This window comes from Nostoc sp. MG11, from assembly GCF_014904695.1.
Lineage (GTDB): Bacteria > Cyanobacteriota > Cyanobacteriia > Cyanobacteriales > Nostocaceae > Komarekiella.
In genome coordinates, this window is sequence record NZ_JACXXN010000013.1 from 123,526 (window position 1) to 141,162 (window position 17,637).

A 17,637-nucleotide genomic window follows, 5' to 3' on the forward strand; every position below is an offset into this window, starting at 1 on the left:
CAGTTGCTATGGCTGTTGCAAGATATCACCAATCCTTACTTAGCAGAGATTCAAATTCAGCTTGTAAAGCCGCAATATCTGCCACCCTAGCTACTAGTAAATTATCTCTACCAGCATCACTTAAACGTGCTTTCCAGTAGTTAACGCTCTCTGAATTATTTAACCAAAATTGAATTACTGTATCTACTACTTGATCAAAATTCCAGTCCCATTTTGCTGGAACTGATTCCACAGATTCTAAAAATGCATCTAAAGTACACGTATGCGTTCCCAGGTATTCAACACCTTGATGCGGTGTTTTTTGCCAACTTTGCTGTTGGTGATTAAAAAAGTACAAAACTTGAGATACGCCTACAATATCAAAAGTATATTTCATTTTGGTTTTCACCCTTGCTAATCAGTTATACAAACTTATTGTTTTTACAAAAAATTATCCTTGCAACATCACTACATTACATCTAGAAAAAGTAGAGTTTACCTTTATATCCAAGGTATTAAACTTTAACCAAAAATTAGCACTTGCTACCTGTGAGTGCTAATATTTATTCAATTATTTGATGTAGTATTAAAGAGTTTCAGGCATTAATTCAGGTGTGTATATTATTTTTAATAATTCTTTAATTATTTCGCTCACAGCTTGGAAAGGCGAAGTCGCGGCTTTATTTGCTGCCTGTTTTTGGGCTGTAGCATCAGTGGTATATGGACTTTTGGGGCAACGTATTCCGCCACTGCAACTGAATTTGATTAAAGGGATAATTGCAATTACCCTACTTCTATTAACTATCTTACTGACTGGGGATTTTTTGCCAACCCTGGCCCCTTTACCTGTATTTCTACTCTTTCTGAGTGGCGCTATAGGTATTGGCTTAGGCGATACAGCTTTTTTGACAGCTATAAATTGCTTGGGGGCGCGTCGGGTTTTACTCTTGGGAACCCTTTCGCCGCCAATGACAGCGATCGCTGCTACAATTCTTCTCCAGGAACGGTTAAATATCAATGCTTGGTGCGGCATTTTGCTCACCATTTTGGGAGTTGCTTGGGTAGTGACAGAACGAGTTGCTGGTACAAGCGATGTTTCCTCAACGCAACTATGGCAAGGAATCGGTTTTGGTTTGTTAGCAGCAATGACAAATGCCAGCGGAACTGTGATTTCTCGTATTGCGTATGCAACAGCAAGCATTAACCCGTTGTGGGCTTCCTTGTTACGATTAATTGCAGGTGTATTGATTATCTTAGTATGGACATGGATTCCTAACCGCAGAGATGTTACATTATCGTATCCCTACTGGCGATCGCGGCGAGTAATTTTTGCAAGTTTCTTTGCTGCCTTTTGTGGAACCTTCTTAGGAATTTGGTTGCAACAGACAGCAATTAAATTCACAGCTGCGGGAATTGCCTCAACCTTAATGCAGACTAGTCCACTATTTGTCATCCCCATTGCTATCTGTATGGGTGAAAAAGTGAGTTGGAGAGCAATATCTGGTGTGATAATTGCGATCGCAGGGATTGGATTATTGTTTTATTTGAAGTAGCTAATATCAAAAAATAAGGGGTAATAGTGAAGCCTTTACTGACACTTGATTTATTGCTACAGGAAGCTGTTAAGTTCTCCGAGATAGAAAGCATTTATGATGAGCCATCTCTATTTGGCGTTACAGATGGAAAGGCTGTTGGAACCTACCTAGAACAAAAATTTCGGATATATTTAGCTTTGTTATATGAGTATAAACTAGGCAATTCTGCTTCTGGAATAGATTTCCCAGATTTAAATATAGATATGAAAGTTACAAGCATCCGGCAACCTCAATCTTCATGCCCCTTCAAATCTGCTCGACAAAAAATTTTTGGTCTTGGTTATGGTTTGCTAATCTTTGTTTATGAGAAGACAGATGATCATCAATATAAAACTGGTAGACTCGATATGAAGCACACCATCTTTGTTAATCAAAACTGTACTGCTGATTATCAGATGACTCGTGGTATCCTGAATATTCTTGCAAATGATGGTAATGCTGAAGACCTTATTGCCTATATGATGGATCGCAATCTACCAGTTGACGAGATTGAAGCAAGTAACATTGCAGAAGAGATACTTAACAATCCCCCTGAACAGGGTTATTTAACAATCTCAAATGCTTTACAGTGGCGACTTCAATATAGTCGTATTATACAAAAGGCTGGCGAGGTTAGCGGTATTTTTAAAGTGCGATAACTGAAATGGTATTACATAAAGATAAAAACGTATCTGAATTTGGTGACTTTCAAACACCAGAAAATTTAGCATTAGAAGTTATGAAGGTTGTTAACAGATTAGGTGTAGCACCAGAGTCAGTTTTAGAGCCTACTTGTGGACGTGGATCTTTTTTACTAGCTTCTTGTCAAATATTTCCACATGTTAATAGATTTGTTGGTGTTGATATAAACTTAGAACACCTTAAATATCTTAAAGAAAAAATTTTATCAAAAAAATATTCTGACAAAATAGACATTATTAATGGCGATTTTTTTACTTTGAATTGGTCAGAAATTGTTAAAAAACTAGCTGAGCCATTATTGATTATTGGTAATCCTCCTTGGGTGACAAGTTCTGAGTTAGGTTTATTACGAAGTTCTAATTTACCACCAAAATCAAATTTTCAAAGCAAAAGTGGATATGATGCGTTAACCGGCAAAAGCAATTTTGATATATCCGAATGGATGTTACTTAAACATTTGGAATGGTTGAAAGAACGTACTGGCGTCATTGCTATGTTATGTAAAACTTCTGTTGCTAGGAAAATACTTATTCATGTTTGGCAGCATAAATATAGAGTCATTCGCTCTCAAATATATAGTATAGATACTTTCAAGAACTTCAATGCTTCTGTAGATGCTTGTTTATTCATTTTGCAGATTGGAGATGGGAAATTATCAATAAATTGCGATGTTTTTGATAATCTAGCGGACAAAAAAGCATCACAAACTATTGGTTATTATCAAGATACTATTGTTTTTAATGTTAAAGATTATCAACGTTGGTCTAATTTACGAGGAATTGACTCGGCATATAGCTGGCGTTCTGGCTTGAAACATGACTGTTCTAAAGTTATGGAACTCATACCTGAAGGAAATAAATACCGTAACGGATACGGTGAAATTTATTTTCTTGAACGAGGTTATATTTATCCTCTTTTAAAAAGCTCAGATATCAGTAATAATAGTACATCTAATTGTAGGAAATATGTGCTTGTTACACAGCGATACATTGGAGAAGATACAACACACATAAAATCTGATGCTCCCAATGTATGGGAATACCTTCAAAAATATCGGGAATATTTGTCTAAGCGCAGCAGTTCTATTTATCGTAATCGTCCCGACTTTTCTATATTTGGTGTAGGAAAATATACTTTTAGTCCCTGGAAAGTAGCTATATCAGGATTCTATAAAACTCTTAATTTTGTAGAAGTAGGCGCGATTGACGGGCAACCTGTTGTCTTTGATGATACAGTTTACTTTGTGCCGTGTTGGTCTAAATCTGAAGCATCTTTTATTGCTACTATACTGAATTCGCAGCCAGCTAAAGAGTTTTTAGAATCAATGATTTTTTGGAGTGATAAGCGACCAATAACTATTGAATTGCTCAAGCGGCTAAATTTGCGCGTGCTAGCGCAGATTTTAAATCAAGAAGAAGAATATGAAAGTTACGTAAAAAATCATGTTGTATGAGTATTCTGTCTGCCTCCTCACCTAACTAATTACTAATGACTGGAGATTCATTGTAAGCGATCGCCACATCCTTTCTGCGTAAGTGGTATCTTAGTTGATGATCAACGGGTGCATGATGAGGTTTGTTATGCCAGACGTTCGGTTTGATAAATATTACCGTTACGAAGACTTGACACGCATTCTGCATGGTTACACTGAAGAATTTCCTCACTTAGTACGCATAGAAAGTATCGGTAAGAGTTATGAAGGACGTGACATTTGGCTATTAACAGTTACCAACTTCGCCACTGGTGCAGATACAGAAAAACCAGCCCTCTGGGTTGATGGCAACATCCACGCCACTGAACTAGCACCGTCGAGTGTTTGCTTATACTTACTGCAAACATTAGTTACAGCTTACGGCACTAACTCAGACATCACCCGTTGCTTGGATACGCGCACCTTCTACATTTGTCCCCGTGTTAACCCCGATGGTGCTGAGTTGGCACTGGCTGAAAAACCGAAATTTATTCGCTCTGGAACCCGTCCCTATCCCCATGATGATGAACATAACGATGGGTTAGTGATGGAAGACATCGATGGCGATGGTCGGATTTTACTCATGCGAATCCCGGATGCTAATGGTGCGTGGAAAATTTGCCCCACCGAGCCACGTTTGTTAGTGCGTCGTGAGCCAACAGAAACAGGTGGTCAGTATTACCGCTTATTACCGGAAGGTCGGATAGAAAATTACGACGGGGTTGAAATTCAGATTCAGCATTCTAAGGAGGGGCTAGATTTGAACCGGAATTTTCCAGCTTTGTGGCGACAAGAGTCTGAGCAACCGGGGGCTGGGCCTTATCCTACATCTGAAACAGAAGTGCGATCGCTTGTAGATTTTATTACAACTCATGCCAATATTACAGGGGCGATCGCTTTCCATACCTTCAGCGGTGTTCTGATCCGCCCCTATACTCACCTCTGCGACGAAGAATTACCCGTCAAAGACCTCCGCACCTACCAACGTATTGGTGCAAAAGGCACTGAACTCACAGAATACCCTGCCATTTCCGCCTTTCATGATTTCCGCTATAATCCCGAAGATATAATTACAGGCACATTCGACGACTGGGCTTATGAATACCAGGGTCTATTTGCCTGGACGGTAGAAGTCTGGAGTCCTCAACGCCAAGCCGGAATTACCGAGTACAAATACATCGATTGGCAACGGGAACATCCTTTAGAAGATGACTTAAAGTTGCTGCGCTGGAACGATGAAAAACTCTCAGGTAAGGGCTATATAGATTGGTATCCCTTCAATCATCCCCAACTCGGTCAAATTGAACTGGGTGGTTGGGATACTATGTACGCTTGGACAAATCCACCACCAGAGTTTCTGGAGAAGGAAGTTGCCCGCTTCCCTGACTGGCTGGTGTGGCACTTATTAATTTCTCCTTGCTTAGAGATTTACGAAGCCAGCGTCTCCAAGTTGGGTGATGATACTTATCGGGTGCGGTTGATTATACATAACACAGGCTGGCTACCCACTTACATTACCCAAAAAGCTTTGGAGAAGAAGCTTGTGCGAGGCTGTATCTGTGAAATTACACTGCCTCCTGGTGCAACTTTAGAAACAGGTAAACCCCTTGAAGAGTTAGGTCAATTAGAAGGACGTGCCTACAAGCCCTCGGCTCCTACTAGACGGCAGGGCGATTCTACTAATGATCGGGCAAAAGTAGAATGGGTGGTACGTGCGCGCGTGGGTAGCACAGTCAAACTTTTAGCTCGTCATGAGCGTGCCGGAGTTGTTCGCACAGATCTGACATTCGCGTGATTTGACTGAAGAAATGATGAAATGTTCCCGGTTTAAAACAACTAAATTTGAGAATTCACGTTATGTTGATTCGTACAGCCTATAACTTCTAAAATATTTGATTAATTAGGCTCTAAATTTTCAAGTGCGATCGCTAATTTACTGTCTACCAATCCTCAATTTACCATTACAGTCAACTATCTAAAGAGTGAAAAAATGGACTAAAACTCTAGTCATTAGCTAGTTGTGTAATTGGGGTAATAGATTCAAAATACTATCTGTGTTGCAATTACGCATATTCCTCTGTGACAATATTACTAAATCTTATGCAGCTCAAGCTTGAGGGCATTAACATTTATCAGCAACTACAGAGAGACGCCGATCAAATGCCAATCAACTTACTACTAGACCACGATCCAAAATTGGTAAAGTTATGGACTTGTACTAATTTATCTAGGGTTCTTTAAAAAACTAAACTATCCCAACTCGATTAGGATTACTATATGTAATAAATAGTTGGAGAAATGTTATTAGACGCAAGAGCAGATGACTAGAAGGTCAAACATTGGGATTTTCAAGAGTTACAGTTCGGATTCTTGGTTTTGATGATGAGGCAAGCCAAATAATCATCTTGATATTTGTGCCCCTCCCTAACCTTGCGTGTGGTGTTTTTCCATAATCAATCAATACATTTGAGAAATGGCTCTACTTTTTTCTGGAGGAGATTTTCATGTCTAGTTTCTTTCGTTGGTCATCAGCAAGCGCTCCTTTGCTAGCTTTAGGAGTGATAACTGCTACAGTAGCTCCCATCCTGATTTCTGCCCCAGCTTCGTCTCAAGATACTGTTCCCACTACTCCCACTACTCCAACTACTCCAACTACTCCAACTACTCCAACTCCGGTTACACCATCGTCAACTCCAACGGTTAACTTGTCTGATGTTGCCTCAGATTACTGGGCGACTCCATTCATTCAAGTTTTGGCTGCAAATAATGTAATTAGTGGCTTTCCTGATGGCACATTTAAGCCGAATCAATCTGTAACTCGTGCTGAATTTGCAGCGATGATTCAAAAAGCCTTCAGTAACCAAAACCGAATTCGGCAATTGAGTGCAGGTGGTTTTAGAGACGTTCCTGCTAACTATTGGGCTGCTTCTGCAATTCAGAATGCCTATGAAACTGGATTCATGGCAGGCTATCCTGATAACTTATTTTTGCCAAATCAAGAAATTCCTAAAGTGCAAGCGATCGTTGCTTTAACGAATGGCTTGGGTTTGAGCAGTAGCAATGATGCATCAGGTGTTCTCAGTACCTATTATACTGACGCTTCAGCGATCCCAAACTACGCTGTAAATAATGTAGCAGCCGCAACACAAGCTAATATTGTCGTCAACTATCCAGATGTCAAACAACTCAATCCACAAGTGCCGCTGACTCGTGCTGAAGCAGCGGCATTTTTGTATCAAGCTTTAGTTAGACAGGGACGGGTACAACCCATTGCTAGCAATCTTCCAGCTAGTCAGTATATTGTAGGGGCAACTCCTGGCGGCACTCAAGCCGGGAGCGACATTGTTTCTCTCGCTGCATCCAGTAGTTCTTTTACAAACCTGACTGCTTTACTAAAGTCAGCAGGTCTGGCGGATATTCTACAACAACCTGGCCCTTATACAGTTTTCGCTCCTACCGATGAAGCATTTGCTGCTATACCTGCTGCAACCCTAGAGCAATTACAGCAACCAGAGAATAGAGAAACATTGATTAAGATTTTGAGATATCATGTGGTTCCTGGTGCAGTAACAGCTAGTCAACTCTCAGCTGGGGAATTGAAAACCTTTGAAGATAGACCTGTAAATATTCAAATTGATAGCGCTAGCAATCAAGTTGCGGTAAACGATGCCAGAGTTATCCAGCCAGACATTCAAGCCAGCAATGGTGTAATCCATGCGATTAACCAAGTTCTGATACCACCTGATATTAACCTCAGTCAGTTAAATCAAAAGCCAGGAACTACTACTGGAGTTACGCCAGGTAGAACTACCCTTGGTGGCCCTAGCTATGTCGGGATTGCTGGCAACATTGGTTTAAGCGGTGGCTCAGCTCTAGGCGAAAGTAACTTTGCAGCGATCAGCAAAATTGGTCTGACACGCAATATATCGGTGCGACCATCGGCGCTGTTTGGAGACGATACACTGTTTCTAGTTCCCCTGACCTTAGATCTTACTCCACGGATAGCAGATACGGGGGCTGTACCAGCCTTCGCCATATCTCCTTACATAGGTGCTGGTGTAGCTGTTGAAATCACTGGCGACACTGAATTTGGTTTACTGCTAAGTGGTGGTGTAGATATTCCTTTAGGTTCTCGATTTACGGCAACCGGTTCTGTAAACGCAGCTTTTCTAGATGAAACTGATGTCGGGCTACTATTAGGAGTTGGCTTCAACTTTTAAGCATCAGCCTTTTCAAGGTGAGTAGAAATCCCCAAATTGGGCTTTTCACCTTTGTGTCTTAGTAGTTCAAAAATCAATTTTTTAACCACTAAGACACTAAGAAAAATACATTACACCTTGAAAAGGCTAGTTCTACTAGCGTCGCTTGAGCGCTAATGTTAGTCCATCTGCAATGGGGACGAGGGAAAGAGTTATTCGTTCATCGTGGTGTAGCTTCTCATTCAGGGCGCGGATAGATTGAGTACTTTTGTCTTGAATTTGCGGGTTAGCAACTTGTCCAGACCATAAAACATTATCAATAGCAATTAATCCACCTGGACGCACTAATTGCAGAGATCGCTCATAATATCCATCATAATTTTCTTTATCGGCATCAATAAAAGCAAAATCAAATGTCTCAGCTTGCCCAGTTGCCAAGAGCTGATCTAAAGTTTCCAAAGCTGGTGCTAATCGGAGATCTATTTTATGAGCGACCCCTGCTTGCTGCCAATATCGTCGTGCGATCGCAGTAAATTCTTCACTCACATCACAAGCAATAATTTGGGCATCAGCAGGTAAGGCCAACGCTACACAGAGTGAGCTATAACCCGTAAAAACTCCAACTTCCAGAGTTTTTTTTGCTCCAATTAGCTGCACCAACAGAGCCATAAATTGCCCTTGTTCTGGTGATATCTGCATTCCGCTGCTGGGATGGCTGGCTGTTTCTTGACGTAACTTTTGGAGAATCTCCGGCTCTCGTAACGAAGCGGATAAAAGGTAATTGTAGAGTTTGTTATCAAGACCAATAGTCTGTTTTGGCATGGTAGATGAGAGAATTTAAGGCATTTACCGCTATACTAACGCTGGAAAGTTTATCAAAAATTACATGGTGCGGTTGATTTTGACAGCAATGTTGCTAGTGTTATTGACAGCTTGTGGCAGTATTGGACTGCTGCCAACTAGCGAGTTAGTACAAAAAGCGATCGCACTTGAGCTAAAGCAAACTCAACAAAAACTTAACCAACAGCTAGATCTAGATTTCCAAAGTTTTGAAATCAAGCATCTATCAATTACCCAAGAACAACCCCTGACTATTGAAAATTTACCAGCTTTTCGCGTTCGGGGCAGCTATGACTTAATTGTCAAGCTACCAAAACGAAGCTTAACGCAACCACAAAAACCCTTTGAAGTTTACCTGCAAATTCAGCAAGAAGGCAAAACTTGGCGATTGCTGCTTCCAGAAAAAGGAAGCAAAAATACACAATCGACTTGGCGTAGCTATTTAATTCAATGAAGAGTTACAAATGGTCGAAGCCTGTAATAACGACACCAAGTATGTTGTTATGTGCAACTAGAAAAACCATCACAACTATATCTGTATAACTACGAACTCGCAGCCATGATCGAGGTAATAGTTTCACCAGAGATATAGCAAAATGTATATTAACTTTTTCATCAGTTCCATTGCTGGAATTGTGGTTGTAGTACTGGCAGCTTTTGGCTTACTGCAATGGTTGCACATACCTGCTGGTAATTTTCTCGATTGGGTGATTGGTGGTGCAAGTTTTTGGTGGTTGTTGGTAATTGTTACTGTACCGTGGAATGTGCATTTCCAAGCCAAAGAAGTTTTAGCAGAAGCAGCACAGTCGGCTGAGAAAGGAATTCCCGTTGATGATAAACAAGAGAAATACGTCAAACTGTTAGCAAAGCGATCGCTCTGGGTTGCCATTGGTTTACACTTATTCTCAGCCATTGGTCTTTATACTCTTGCGGCCACTGGTATTAGTACCGTGGGATATATAAGTTCCGGTGCAGCTTTATTATTGACTATCCTACGTCCAGCTATCCGTGCTTATGAATATTTATATGCACGCTTGACAATGATTCGCCAAGAATGGAAGTATCCCCGCGAAGATATTATCGAACTGCGCGATCGCTTTAATTCTTTAGAAGACAAAGTTCGGCAAATAGAAGACCAACTTAATCCTGAACAACCCTATTCTTTGCCAGCAACTCAACAACGTTTCGCCGAAGAAACTCGCAGAGACTTAGCTCGGATTGCCGCTAATTTAGAAGAGTTACGGGCTACAAATCAAACTGAACATGAACGTTTGGCAAGAGAAGTCAGAAATGCGATCGCCCAACTTTCAACTGACGGGCAATTTCTTGATCATGTCCGCGAAATTATTCGATTTTTTAAATCAGCCTAATTATTGCTAAGTAAATGTTGGGTTTAATTGCTCAACCTAATCTACAGAGATCAGCGATCGCTAGTCATAATACTATTTACAACGATCTTCAGCACAATAGAAAATCCCCAGTAAAATAAAAGCGATCGCTTCATTTGTAATGATCACTAATCATCTTGGTAAATTTGCAAAATTGGGATGCTCCTCCCAAATTTCTACATAAACACACCAGGATCAACTTGAAAAAAATCTCCTAAAGCCTTGGCTTGTGCTTTACTAATTTCTCGCTGACCATTCACAACTTCTGAAACAACATTTTGAGAACCAATAATATATACTAAATCTGACTCTTTAGTATTATTTTGCTCCATTAAAAAAAGTAACATCGAATGAGGTGTAGAAGCTGAACCAGGTGAATAATATTCTTGTTCAAATTTTTCAATTAAAGTAATTAGTAAATCATAAAGTTCATTTTCTTCAAGACTTCGATTTACGCAATGCATTAGCTGTTCTACAATAACTAATGCTCTCTCATTTTCTTCTTCATTTCTAATTACTTTTGGTTGATATTTAACTAATAATTCTTTATATTTATCTTGATTAAAAATAAGGGTCATTTTTCCAGCCTTCCTTATCATACTCAGCATGGGTAAGGACATATTTAATATAAATCAACTGCTTCTCATAATCTATACTTACAATCAGACGATATTTATTACCTTTAATGTTGAATACAGTAAAATTACCAACTGCTTCTGCTTTGGGAAAAATAGATTGCACCTCAACCAAATTCGACCAATTTGCTTTTGTTGCAATTTTATACCAGTTATCAAGAACATCATGACAATCAACGTGCTTTTCGCTATATTCTTTTAAACGTCGGTAGCTGATAACATGCATTTTTCACTATCAAGTATAACTCAAACCTAGTTTTTGTTATGAGAACTAAACTTCAAGGTATTGGTATCACCAAAGTTCAATAGTTTGCTTTCATCTGGTGAAGGAAAGAGGAATTAAAATAAATCACCAATGGATTCAGATAGACCAAAATAGTAGTGTTTTCATCCCCGTGAGGGAAGTGATTTGAAAAAACTGCAAAGGACGCATAGACACGTAGACGTAAAGCGGCTTCCCGTTCGCGTAGCGTCTGTACTAGAAGAAGGGTAGGACACGTTCGCGTTAGCGAGTCTTGTCTGCGACACGCTACGAGTAGCTTGTTAAGAGTAGGGGTACGTTTAATAAGCAGACCTAGCTAACCAATAGATAGTTATGCCTAAAGCCGACCCAGCAATTACTTGAACTGGTGTATGTCCTAGTAATTCCTTGAGACGGTCTTGGCTAAAGTCTGGTTTTTCATGAAATAACTCATCAATCATTTGATTGAGAATACGAGCTTGCTTACCAGCAGCTTGGCGTACTCCCGCGGCATCATACATGACGATGATGGCAAAAATTGTCGCAACAGCAAAATCAGGAGATGCCCAACCAAGTGTTTGCCCTACACCAGCTGCAAGAGCTGTAACCAGAGCAGAATGGGCACTGGGCATACCTCCAGTTGTCACTAAAACACGCACATTCAGTTTGCGATGTTGGACTATCTCGATTATGAGCTTCAATGCTTGAGCAATTAAACAAGCTATCAGAGCAACCATTAGCACCCGGTTGTCTAAGATGTCGCCTATGTCCTGCATGGTATTTTGGTTAGGTTAGTAAAATTAGCAGCGGTTGTTAATTGAAGAAACATTTTGATGCAACCCAGATGCCAAAATCCAAAATTGACCTAGTGATTGCGACTGGTAATATAGTGAGCGATCGCCACCATTGGCTCGGCTCGTTCCTTAAATGGTTCTAATTCTGCACAAGCTGCTTTAACTAGCTCTTGGGCTTTTAAACGGGATTCCTCAAGTCCCCAAAGGCTGGGATACGTCACTTTTTTAGCTCTTTGGTCTTTGCCAGCAGTTTTACCTAATTGCTCTTGAGTAGCAGTGACATCCAAAATATCATCTATAATCTGGAAGGCTAATCCAATATTCTGAGCATAACGAGTCAATCGTTGCACATCTTCAGATGAGGCTCCGGCTAAAATCCCGCCACAAACAACACAAGCTTCTAACAGTGCAGCTGTTTTGTGTTTATGAATGAAATTCAGCGTTTCTAGGGAAATATTTGACTTGCCTTCTGATTCTAAATCAACTACTTGACCGCCGACCAAGCCAGCAGCGCCTAGCGCCCTTCCCAGACGAGCAACTACCTGTAAAACTCTTGCTCTGTCAACGGTTTGGGGGGTTTGAGTGGCGACAAACTCAAAAGCTAAAGCTAACAAGCCATCCCCAGCCAAAATCGCCACATCGTCGCCATATACCTTATGATTTGTCAGCTTCCCGCGACGGTAATCATCATTATCCATCGCTGGGAGGTCGTCATGAATCAACGACATTGTGTGGATCATCTCCACAGCACAGGCTGTTGGCATCGCCATTTCGATTGTGCCACCAATCATTTCACAGGTAGCAAGGCAGAGTATAGGACGTACACGCTTACCTCCAGCTAATAACGAGTAGCGCATCGATTCATAAATCTTTTCTGGATAAACGATGGGGATCGCTTGATCCAAAGCAGTATCACAGAGCTTTTGTCGCTTTTTAAGATAGAGTGCTAAGTTAAACGTGGCTTCCTCTGGTGTCTTGTAAACGTTATCTGTTGCTACCATTCTTAAATCCCTGACATTTTAGAATTTTTGTCTTATACGTCACAATTTTAAGGTACTGTGGTGCTGAGAAAGTGAGGAGTTAAAGATAACTCTTTGTCTCCTGTCTGCTAACTCTTGACCACTCCTAACTACTTTGCTGCCTTTGAATAACTAGTAAATGTATTTTGCAACAATATGGCGACAGTCATCGGGCCAACACCGCCAGGAACCGGAGTGAGAAATTCTGCGACGCCAGCAGTTGATTCAAAGTTGACATCACCCACTAACCGACTGTTGCCATTAGCATCGGTGATGCGGTTCATCCCCACATCTACCACAACAGCGCCAGGTTTCACCATATCAGCAGAGATTAATCCGGGACGGCCTACTGCTGCAATTAGAATATCAGCATTCTGGGTGATGGTTTTGAGGTCGTGCGATCGCGAGTGGGCGATCGTGACTGTAGCATCAGCTTCTAGTAGCATCAATGCCATTGGCTTGCCCACCAAAATACTGCGTCCCACCACGACTGCTTGTTTTCCTGCCAAGGGAATCTCATATTCTTGTAAAAGCCGCATAACCCCGGCTGGGGTACAACTGCGTAAACCAGCTTCTCCCCGCACTAATCGCCCCAAATTAACTGGGTGCAGTCCGTCGGCGTCTTTATCGGGATCAATTTGATGTAGCAGAGTCACAGCATCCAAGTGGTTAGGCAAAGGTAGCTGTACAAGAATGCCATCCACCCGTTCATCATCATTGAGTGTCGCAATCACTTCTTCGAGTTCGGCTTGGGTGGTTTCGGTGGAAAAATGTTTGCCAAAAGAAGCAATACCCACTTTAGTGCAGGCTTTTTCTTTATTGCGTACATAAGCAGCTGACGCTGGGTTGTCACCAACCATCAGTACGGCTAAACCAGGAGGCCGTCCACTTTTTGGTTGTAATTGTGTAATGGCAATAGAAAGTTCTTGCTGAATTTTTGCAGCTAAAGCTTTACCATCAAGAAGTTTGGCAGTTTTTGTTTCCATGAGAATTTCCAGCTATATTCGCCTTACGTCCAAAGTCCAGCAGCTATGCTGAGTCAAGAGTCCAAAGTCCAAAGTCCAGTAAATAAATCATTGATTCTTGACTATTGGCTGTTGACCATTATGATGTCGCTGTTTAATGCCGTAGCTTTTTTTCATAGCAAGTCCATAATGTTTATCTTCTCAGATCAACGGCATCATTTGATGAATAAATAGGAGAGTGGGGGCTGGGAACCGACCGACATTCCTTGATGGTACAGAGCAAGCAGATTTATCTGTCGGAGCAATCCAAAATCCAAAATCTAAAATTGAATGACCTAATGAAACTGGCGACAAGGCAAGCAATGATGCGAAAATTTGCTCAACCGATAGCTCTTATGCAACAAACGAAAAATTTTTCCCTTTCATTTTTGTACGGAGACAACTTGCTCGATTTCTGCAAGAAGTCTATGCCCTACCGCCTAGGATTGATTTGTTTCTCAGTAATCGGACTTTATAGTTGTGGAATGACATCATCTGGCTCTAGTGGGATACTCCCCTTAAAAAATGGTACTAATGTTACTCCGATTCGAGAAATTAAACCAAAACAAAACAATCAGGCTATAGTTTACATCCAAGGTAAGGTAGAAAAGCAAGCTCCTCTGATGAAGCAACAGGCTTATCAAATCAATGATTCAACTGGCAAAATTTGGGTTGTCACCAATCAAACTGGTCTGGAACAGGGAGCGCAAGTAGTAATTAAGGGTAAAGTTCGCTACCAAAGTATCCCTTTAGCTGGCAAAGAATTGGGGGAAGTTTATTTAGAAGAAGAGTAATAGTTTTAACAGCAAACAGCCAAATAAAAATTTATGAACAATCAAACAGTGCATGTAGCGATCGCTATTCTCTACCAAGAAAATAAGTTTCTCATGCAACTGCGGGATAATATCCCTGGTATTCTCTACCCTGGTTACTGGGGGCTATTTGGCGGTCATATCGAACCCGGCGAAACTCCAGATGTCACAGTAAAGCGAGAAATTTTAGAAGAAATTGGCTACACCCTACCACCTTTTTTTGAATTTGGCTGTTATTCCGATGAAAAAGTTGTCCGTCATGTCTTTCAAGCACCACTGTTGGTGGAATTAAATCAACTAATTCTGAGTGAAGGCTGGGATATGGGTTTGATGACGCTCGAAGATATTCGGCAGGGTAACTGTTATTCGCAAAACGCTGGAGAAGTGCGCCCCTTGGGGCATGTGCATCAGCGTATTTTATTGGATTTTATCGAGAAAAAGCAATAACCCTAGTATTAAACCCAGCTTGAAAATGGGGCATTGGGGAAAGGGAAAGGGTAAAGGTAAAAATCATCCCTTTACCCTCTCTTACAAAGTTCTGATCGCTTCGCTATGCGTGTCTGACTGCCCAACCGTTCTTTCAGAACGGTTTGCCTTGTGTCTAAAAGACACAAGGCAGAGGCGCAAAGCCTTGCGCCTCTCGGCAGTAAAACAGACCATCGGAGGAAGCCCCTCTACGAACCACTCAGACTTTGCGCTTTACCCTTTAACCTTTTCCCCCTTTTAAGAGTCCCCAATCCCAAATCCCCGCCAAAATAAAGTTAGAGCTCTTGTGGAGTCATCAACAATGCAATCAGCAAATAAACTGCCGCGATGGATTACTTTCGGATTGGTATTTCCCCTGGCTATTCTCAACGGTTGGCTATTAATCCAGGTTGTACAGTATTTTCAACCCCTGGTTAGCATTTTTGCCGCAGCCATTCTACTGGCTTTTGTGTTGAATTATCCAATCCAATTTCTTCAAGAACAAGGAGTCAAACGCAACCTGGCTATTGGAGGAGTGCTGCTTTTGACTGTGGTGGTTTTAGTGGCTTTAGGCATCACCTTAGTGCCCCTGATCATACAACAACTCAATGAGCTAGCTAACATTTTGCCCAGTTGGATTGATTCTGGGACTCTACAACTGCAAGCTTTTCAGGATTGGGCATTAAATCAACAGCAGCTTCCCATTAATTTAAGTGGCTTAGTTAGTGAAGTTCTTGAACGATTATCTAACCAACTTCAGTCGTTTACTGGTAGGATTCTCAGCTTTGCTGTCGATACTATTAGTACTGTAGTCAACGTGTTACTAGCGGTGGTACTTACTATCTACTTAGTATTAAATGGGGAACGTCTTTGGGACGGAGTTTTTCAGTGGTTTCCTCATAATATTGGCTCAAAATTACGGCAATTATTACGAGAGGATTTTCACAATTACTTCATCGGTCAAGCAACATTGGGTGCTGTGCTGGGATTGACAGTTACACTAGCATTTTGGGTATTGCAAGTTCCCTTGGCTCTACTTTTTGGCATTGGTATCGGCTTGTTTTCTCTGTTTCCCTTTGGTACGGGGATAGGTATCGCCATAGTAAGTCTGTTGGTAGCGTTGCAAAACTTTTGGCTAGGAGTTGAAGTTTTGGGTGTAGCTGTTGCAATTGATCAAGTGAATTCTAATTTTATTGCACCTCGGCTTTTAGGAAATTTAACTGGTTTAAATCCTGTATGGGTTGTAATTTCCTTGTTATTGGGAGCTAAATTGGGAGGCGTGTTGGGTTTGTTAGTTGCCATACCCTTTGCCAGTTTTATCAAAGACATCACAGATAGCTGGCGTGCGGGCGAATTGAATAAGATAGATAATATCGAGTTAGAATCTACAAAGGTTGAAAGTGATGTGGTAGGAACTTATAGCTAAAACTCATAATGATATTTTACTATTGCAAATGATCAGAAAATAATCAAAACATACCTCTAAAAGAGGCATTAATAAATAAAGAATGAAGTACAAATTGACTATCCTTCATTCTTTATAAGTAATCAATTATTTATTATTTTAGTAAGTTACTAATAGGTATTTATAAAGTAAATATTAAGTAGGGTATGTTATGACTTCAGCCTAACGCACTGCTAGATAACATGGGGCGTTAGGCGCTCATGTCAAGTTTTTCATGACAAATGATCTCGAAATATGCGCCTAACACACCCTACAGTAATTTGATTTTTGCTTGATAAATGAACTCTAAACAATTACATTCACTGCTCCCAAAACAAAGGTTAAACTTTAACCTTTTTCGTTGATGTTGCCTTTCTCTTTAATATCCAGCCAAAACTACAAGCAAAAAGAGTACTAGCTAGAGTTGCCGGCTCTGGAACTTTACTGTAAGAAACTTTGCCAGAAGTAATTTCACTATTTGGAGAAGTTTTGGAAAAAATTGTAAAATCCTCACCAACGATTTCGTAACTTATGGAACTGGAAGGATTAGCTTTATCATCAAATAGATATTCTAATCCTACAGATTTTTTTCCTGTTAAGAATGTAGTTGAAAAAACAACGGGAAATTCTGGGTAATTGACATCATCTTGTTCTGTGTAAACAGTGGAGTCACCATCGAACTGGAAATAGAGAGACTTCACTGTTGTTTCTGGAATGTTGTCATTACTGAAAGTTGAGTCATCAAAACTAAAATAGCCCTGTCCTTTATTTATCGGACTATCAACAGTGAAAGCGTAACTAACAATTGCAGCTGAGACAGATTTTGCATCTACGGTAGCAAAACCTAAAGCAAGAGTAGCAGTAGTAAGAACTATTTGCGGAACCAATTTCATTTCAGTTTTCCTCACGATGAACTTCTGCAAGCAATGTATGCACTACAAAATTTTGTGTTTTATTTAATCTACGTTTCCAAGTACTTGGAGTTAACTCACTTTGCTTTAATTGGTTTAAGCAGACTTTAATTAGAGGTGAAGATAATATTATATTAGGTAATATTAGATATTTTTAAT

At 40.5% G+C, this 17,637-nt stretch carries 18 protein-coding genes; 10 read left to right on the forward strand and 8 right to left on the reverse strand.

Annotated elements, in window-relative coordinates; translation table 11 throughout:
- Window positions 1–25 precede the first annotated feature (25 nt).
- Window positions 26–376, reverse strand: coding sequence for a hypothetical protein (locus HCR01_RS19300; protein ID WP_193197723.1), 351 nt, complete (start codon window positions 374–376; stop codon window positions 26–28).
- Window positions 377–593: 217 nt separating this feature from the next.
- Here HCR01_RS19300 and HCR01_RS19305 point away from each other — a divergent pair, with 217 nt between their 5' ends.
- The 5 genes from HCR01_RS19305 (at window position 594) to HCR01_RS19325 (ending at window position 7,946) form a co-directional block, all read left to right on the forward strand.
- Window positions 594–1,532 (forward strand): DMT family transporter, encoded by a 939-nt coding sequence (locus HCR01_RS19305; protein WP_193197724.1) that lies wholly within the window; start codon window positions 594–596, stop codon window positions 1,530–1,532.
- Between the two features lie 23 nt (window positions 1,533–1,555).
- Window positions 1,556–2,212: a restriction endonuclease gene (locus HCR01_RS19310; protein ID WP_193197777.1), complete on the forward strand. Its 657-nt coding sequence runs from the start codon at window positions 1,556–1,558 to the stop codon at window positions 2,210–2,212.
- Window positions 2,213–2,217: 5 nt separating this feature from the next.
- Window positions 2,218–3,708, forward strand: coding sequence for an N-6 DNA methylase (locus HCR01_RS19315; RefSeq protein WP_193197725.1), 1,491 nt, complete (start codon window positions 2,218–2,220; stop codon window positions 3,706–3,708).
- A 127-nt stretch (window positions 3,709–3,835) separates the two neighbouring features.
- Complete coding sequence (locus HCR01_RS19320) at window positions 3,836–5,521, forward strand: M14 family metallopeptidase (protein ID WP_193197726.1); 1,686 nt, start codon at window positions 3,836–3,838, stop codon at window positions 5,519–5,521.
- Between the two features lie 709 nt (window positions 5,522–6,230).
- A complete protein-coding gene (locus tag HCR01_RS19325) occupies window positions 6,231–7,946 on the forward strand; it encodes a fasciclin domain-containing protein (protein WP_193197727.1) in 1,716 nt (571 codons plus the stop codon).
- A gap of 135 nt (window positions 7,947–8,081) precedes the next feature.
- On the opposite strand, the gene HCR01_RS19330 is transcribed toward HCR01_RS19325, so the two are convergent.
- Entirely contained in the window at window positions 8,082–8,747 is a 666-nt protein-coding gene (locus HCR01_RS19330; RefSeq protein WP_193197728.1) for a class I SAM-dependent methyltransferase, read from the reverse strand.
- A 64-nt stretch (window positions 8,748–8,811) separates the two neighbouring features.
- Here HCR01_RS19330 and HCR01_RS19335 point away from each other — a divergent pair, with 64 nt between their 5' ends.
- Window positions 8,812–9,219, forward strand: a complete 408-nt coding sequence (locus HCR01_RS19335; RefSeq protein ID WP_193197729.1) for a hypothetical protein — start codon at window positions 8,812–8,814, stop codon at window positions 9,217–9,219.
- Between the two features lie 142 nt (window positions 9,220–9,361).
- A complete protein-coding gene (locus HCR01_RS19340; protein ID WP_193197730.1) occupies window positions 9,362–10,135 on the forward strand; it encodes a hypothetical protein in 774 nt (257 codons plus the stop codon).
- A 194-nt stretch (window positions 10,136–10,329) separates the two neighbouring features.
- Here the strand turns inward: HCR01_RS19340 and HCR01_RS19345 are convergent, their stop codons facing one another.
- The 5 genes from HCR01_RS19345 to folD all read right to left on the reverse strand — a co-directional run bounded on the left by HCR01_RS19345 (window position 10,330) and on the right by folD (window position 13,828).
- Window positions 10,330–10,731, reverse strand: a complete 402-nt coding sequence (locus HCR01_RS19345; RefSeq protein ID WP_162395733.1) for a helix-turn-helix domain-containing protein — start codon at window positions 10,729–10,731, stop codon at window positions 10,330–10,332.
- Entirely contained in the window at window positions 10,715–11,014 is a 300-nt protein-coding gene (locus HCR01_RS19350) for a type II toxin-antitoxin system HigB family toxin (RefSeq protein ID WP_193197731.1), read from the reverse strand. Before HCR01_RS19350 ends, HCR01_RS19345 begins: the two co-directional genes overlap by 17 nt.
- A gap of 335 nt (window positions 11,015–11,349) precedes the next feature.
- Complete coding sequence (locus HCR01_RS19355) at window positions 11,350–11,805, reverse strand: divergent PAP2 family protein (RefSeq protein ID WP_162395735.1); 456 nt, start codon at window positions 11,803–11,805, stop codon at window positions 11,350–11,352.
- An 89-nt stretch (window positions 11,806–11,894) separates the two neighbouring features.
- The gene (gene crtE, locus HCR01_RS19360; RefSeq protein WP_193197732.1) at window positions 11,895–12,824 is read right to left on the reverse strand and encodes a geranylgeranyl diphosphate synthase CrtE; all 930 of its coding nucleotides are present in this window, start codon (window positions 12,822–12,824) and stop codon (window positions 11,895–11,897) included.
- 128 nt (window positions 12,825–12,952) lie between these two features.
- Entirely contained in the window at window positions 12,953–13,828 is an 876-nt protein-coding gene (gene folD / locus HCR01_RS19365; protein ID WP_193197733.1) for a bifunctional methylenetetrahydrofolate dehydrogenase/methenyltetrahydrofolate cyclohydrolase FolD, read from the reverse strand.
- Window positions 13,829–14,145: 317 nt separating this feature from the next.
- On the opposite strand from folD, the gene HCR01_RS19370 reads away from it, so the two are divergent.
- From HCR01_RS19370 to HCR01_RS19380, 3 genes are all read left to right on the forward strand, one after another.
- Window positions 14,146–14,640 carry a hypothetical protein gene (locus HCR01_RS19370; RefSeq protein WP_193197734.1) on the forward strand — a complete coding sequence of 165 codons (495 nt, stop codon included), beginning with the start codon at window positions 14,146–14,148 and terminating at the stop codon, window positions 14,638–14,640.
- A gap of 33 nt (window positions 14,641–14,673) precedes the next feature.
- Complete coding sequence (locus tag HCR01_RS19375; RefSeq protein WP_193197735.1) at window positions 14,674–15,105, forward strand: NUDIX hydrolase; 432 nt, start codon at window positions 14,674–14,676, stop codon at window positions 15,103–15,105.
- Between the two features lie 340 nt (window positions 15,106–15,445).
- Window positions 15,446–16,549 (forward strand): AI-2E family transporter, encoded by a 1,104-nt coding sequence (locus HCR01_RS19380; RefSeq protein ID WP_193197736.1) that lies wholly within the window; start codon window positions 15,446–15,448, stop codon window positions 16,547–16,549.
- A gap of 359 nt (window positions 16,550–16,908) precedes the next feature.
- Here the strand turns inward: HCR01_RS19380 and HCR01_RS19385 are convergent, their stop codons facing one another.
- On the reverse strand, window positions 16,909–17,460 hold the full coding sequence (locus HCR01_RS19385; RefSeq protein ID WP_193197737.1) for a PEP-CTERM sorting domain-containing protein: 552 nt from the start codon (window positions 17,458–17,460) through the stop codon (window positions 16,909–16,911).
- Between the last annotated feature and the right edge of the window lie 177 nt (window positions 17,461–17,637).

Coding starts and splice junctions, on each gene's coding strand:
- HCR01_RS19335 (WP_193197729.1), top strand. CDS start 8,812: ATGGTGCGGTTGATTTTGACAGCAATGTTGCTAGTGTTATTGACAGCT.
- folD (WP_193197733.1), bottom strand. CDS start 13,828: ATGGAAACAAAAACTGCCAAACTTCTTGATGGTAAAGCTTTAGCTGCA.
- HCR01_RS19385 (WP_193197737.1), bottom strand. CDS start 17,460: ATGAAATTGGTTCCGCAAATAGTTCTTACTACTGCTACTCTTGCTTTA.
- HCR01_RS19375 (WP_193197735.1), top strand. CDS start 14,674: ATGAACAATCAAACAGTGCATGTAGCGATCGCTATTCTCTACCAAGAA.
- HCR01_RS19355 (WP_162395735.1), bottom strand. CDS start 11,805: ATGCAGGACATAGGCGACATCTTAGACAACCGGGTGCTAATGGTTGCT.
- HCR01_RS19370 (WP_193197734.1), top strand. CDS start 14,146: ATGAAACTGGCGACAAGGCAAGCAATGATGCGAAAATTTGCTCAACCG.
- HCR01_RS19325 (WP_193197727.1), top strand. CDS start 6,231: ATGTCTAGTTTCTTTCGTTGGTCATCAGCAAGCGCTCCTTTGCTAGCT.
- HCR01_RS19340 (WP_193197730.1), top strand. CDS start 9,362: ATGTATATTAACTTTTTCATCAGTTCCATTGCTGGAATTGTGGTTGTA.
- crtE (WP_193197732.1), bottom strand. CDS start 12,824: ATGGTAGCAACAGATAACGTTTACAAGACACCAGAGGAAGCCACGTTT.
- HCR01_RS19350 (WP_193197731.1), bottom strand. CDS start 11,014: ATGCATGTTATCAGCTACCGACGTTTAAAAGAATATAGCGAAAAGCAC.
- HCR01_RS19380 (WP_193197736.1), top strand. CDS start 15,446: ATGCAATCAGCAAATAAACTGCCGCGATGGATTACTTTCGGATTGGTA.
- HCR01_RS19300 (WP_193197723.1), bottom strand. CDS start 376: ATGAAATATACTTTTGATATTGTAGGCGTATCTCAAGTTTTGTACTTT.
- HCR01_RS19330 (WP_193197728.1), bottom strand. CDS start 8,747: ATGCCAAAACAGACTATTGGTCTTGATAACAAACTCTACAATTACCTT.
- HCR01_RS19320 (WP_193197726.1), top strand. CDS start 3,836: ATGCCAGACGTTCGGTTTGATAAATATTACCGTTACGAAGACTTGACA.
- HCR01_RS19315 (WP_193197725.1), top strand. CDS start 2,218: ATGGTATTACATAAAGATAAAAACGTATCTGAATTTGGTGACTTTCAA.
- HCR01_RS19345 (WP_162395733.1), bottom strand. CDS start 10,731: ATGACCCTTATTTTTAATCAAGATAAATATAAAGAATTATTAGTTAAA.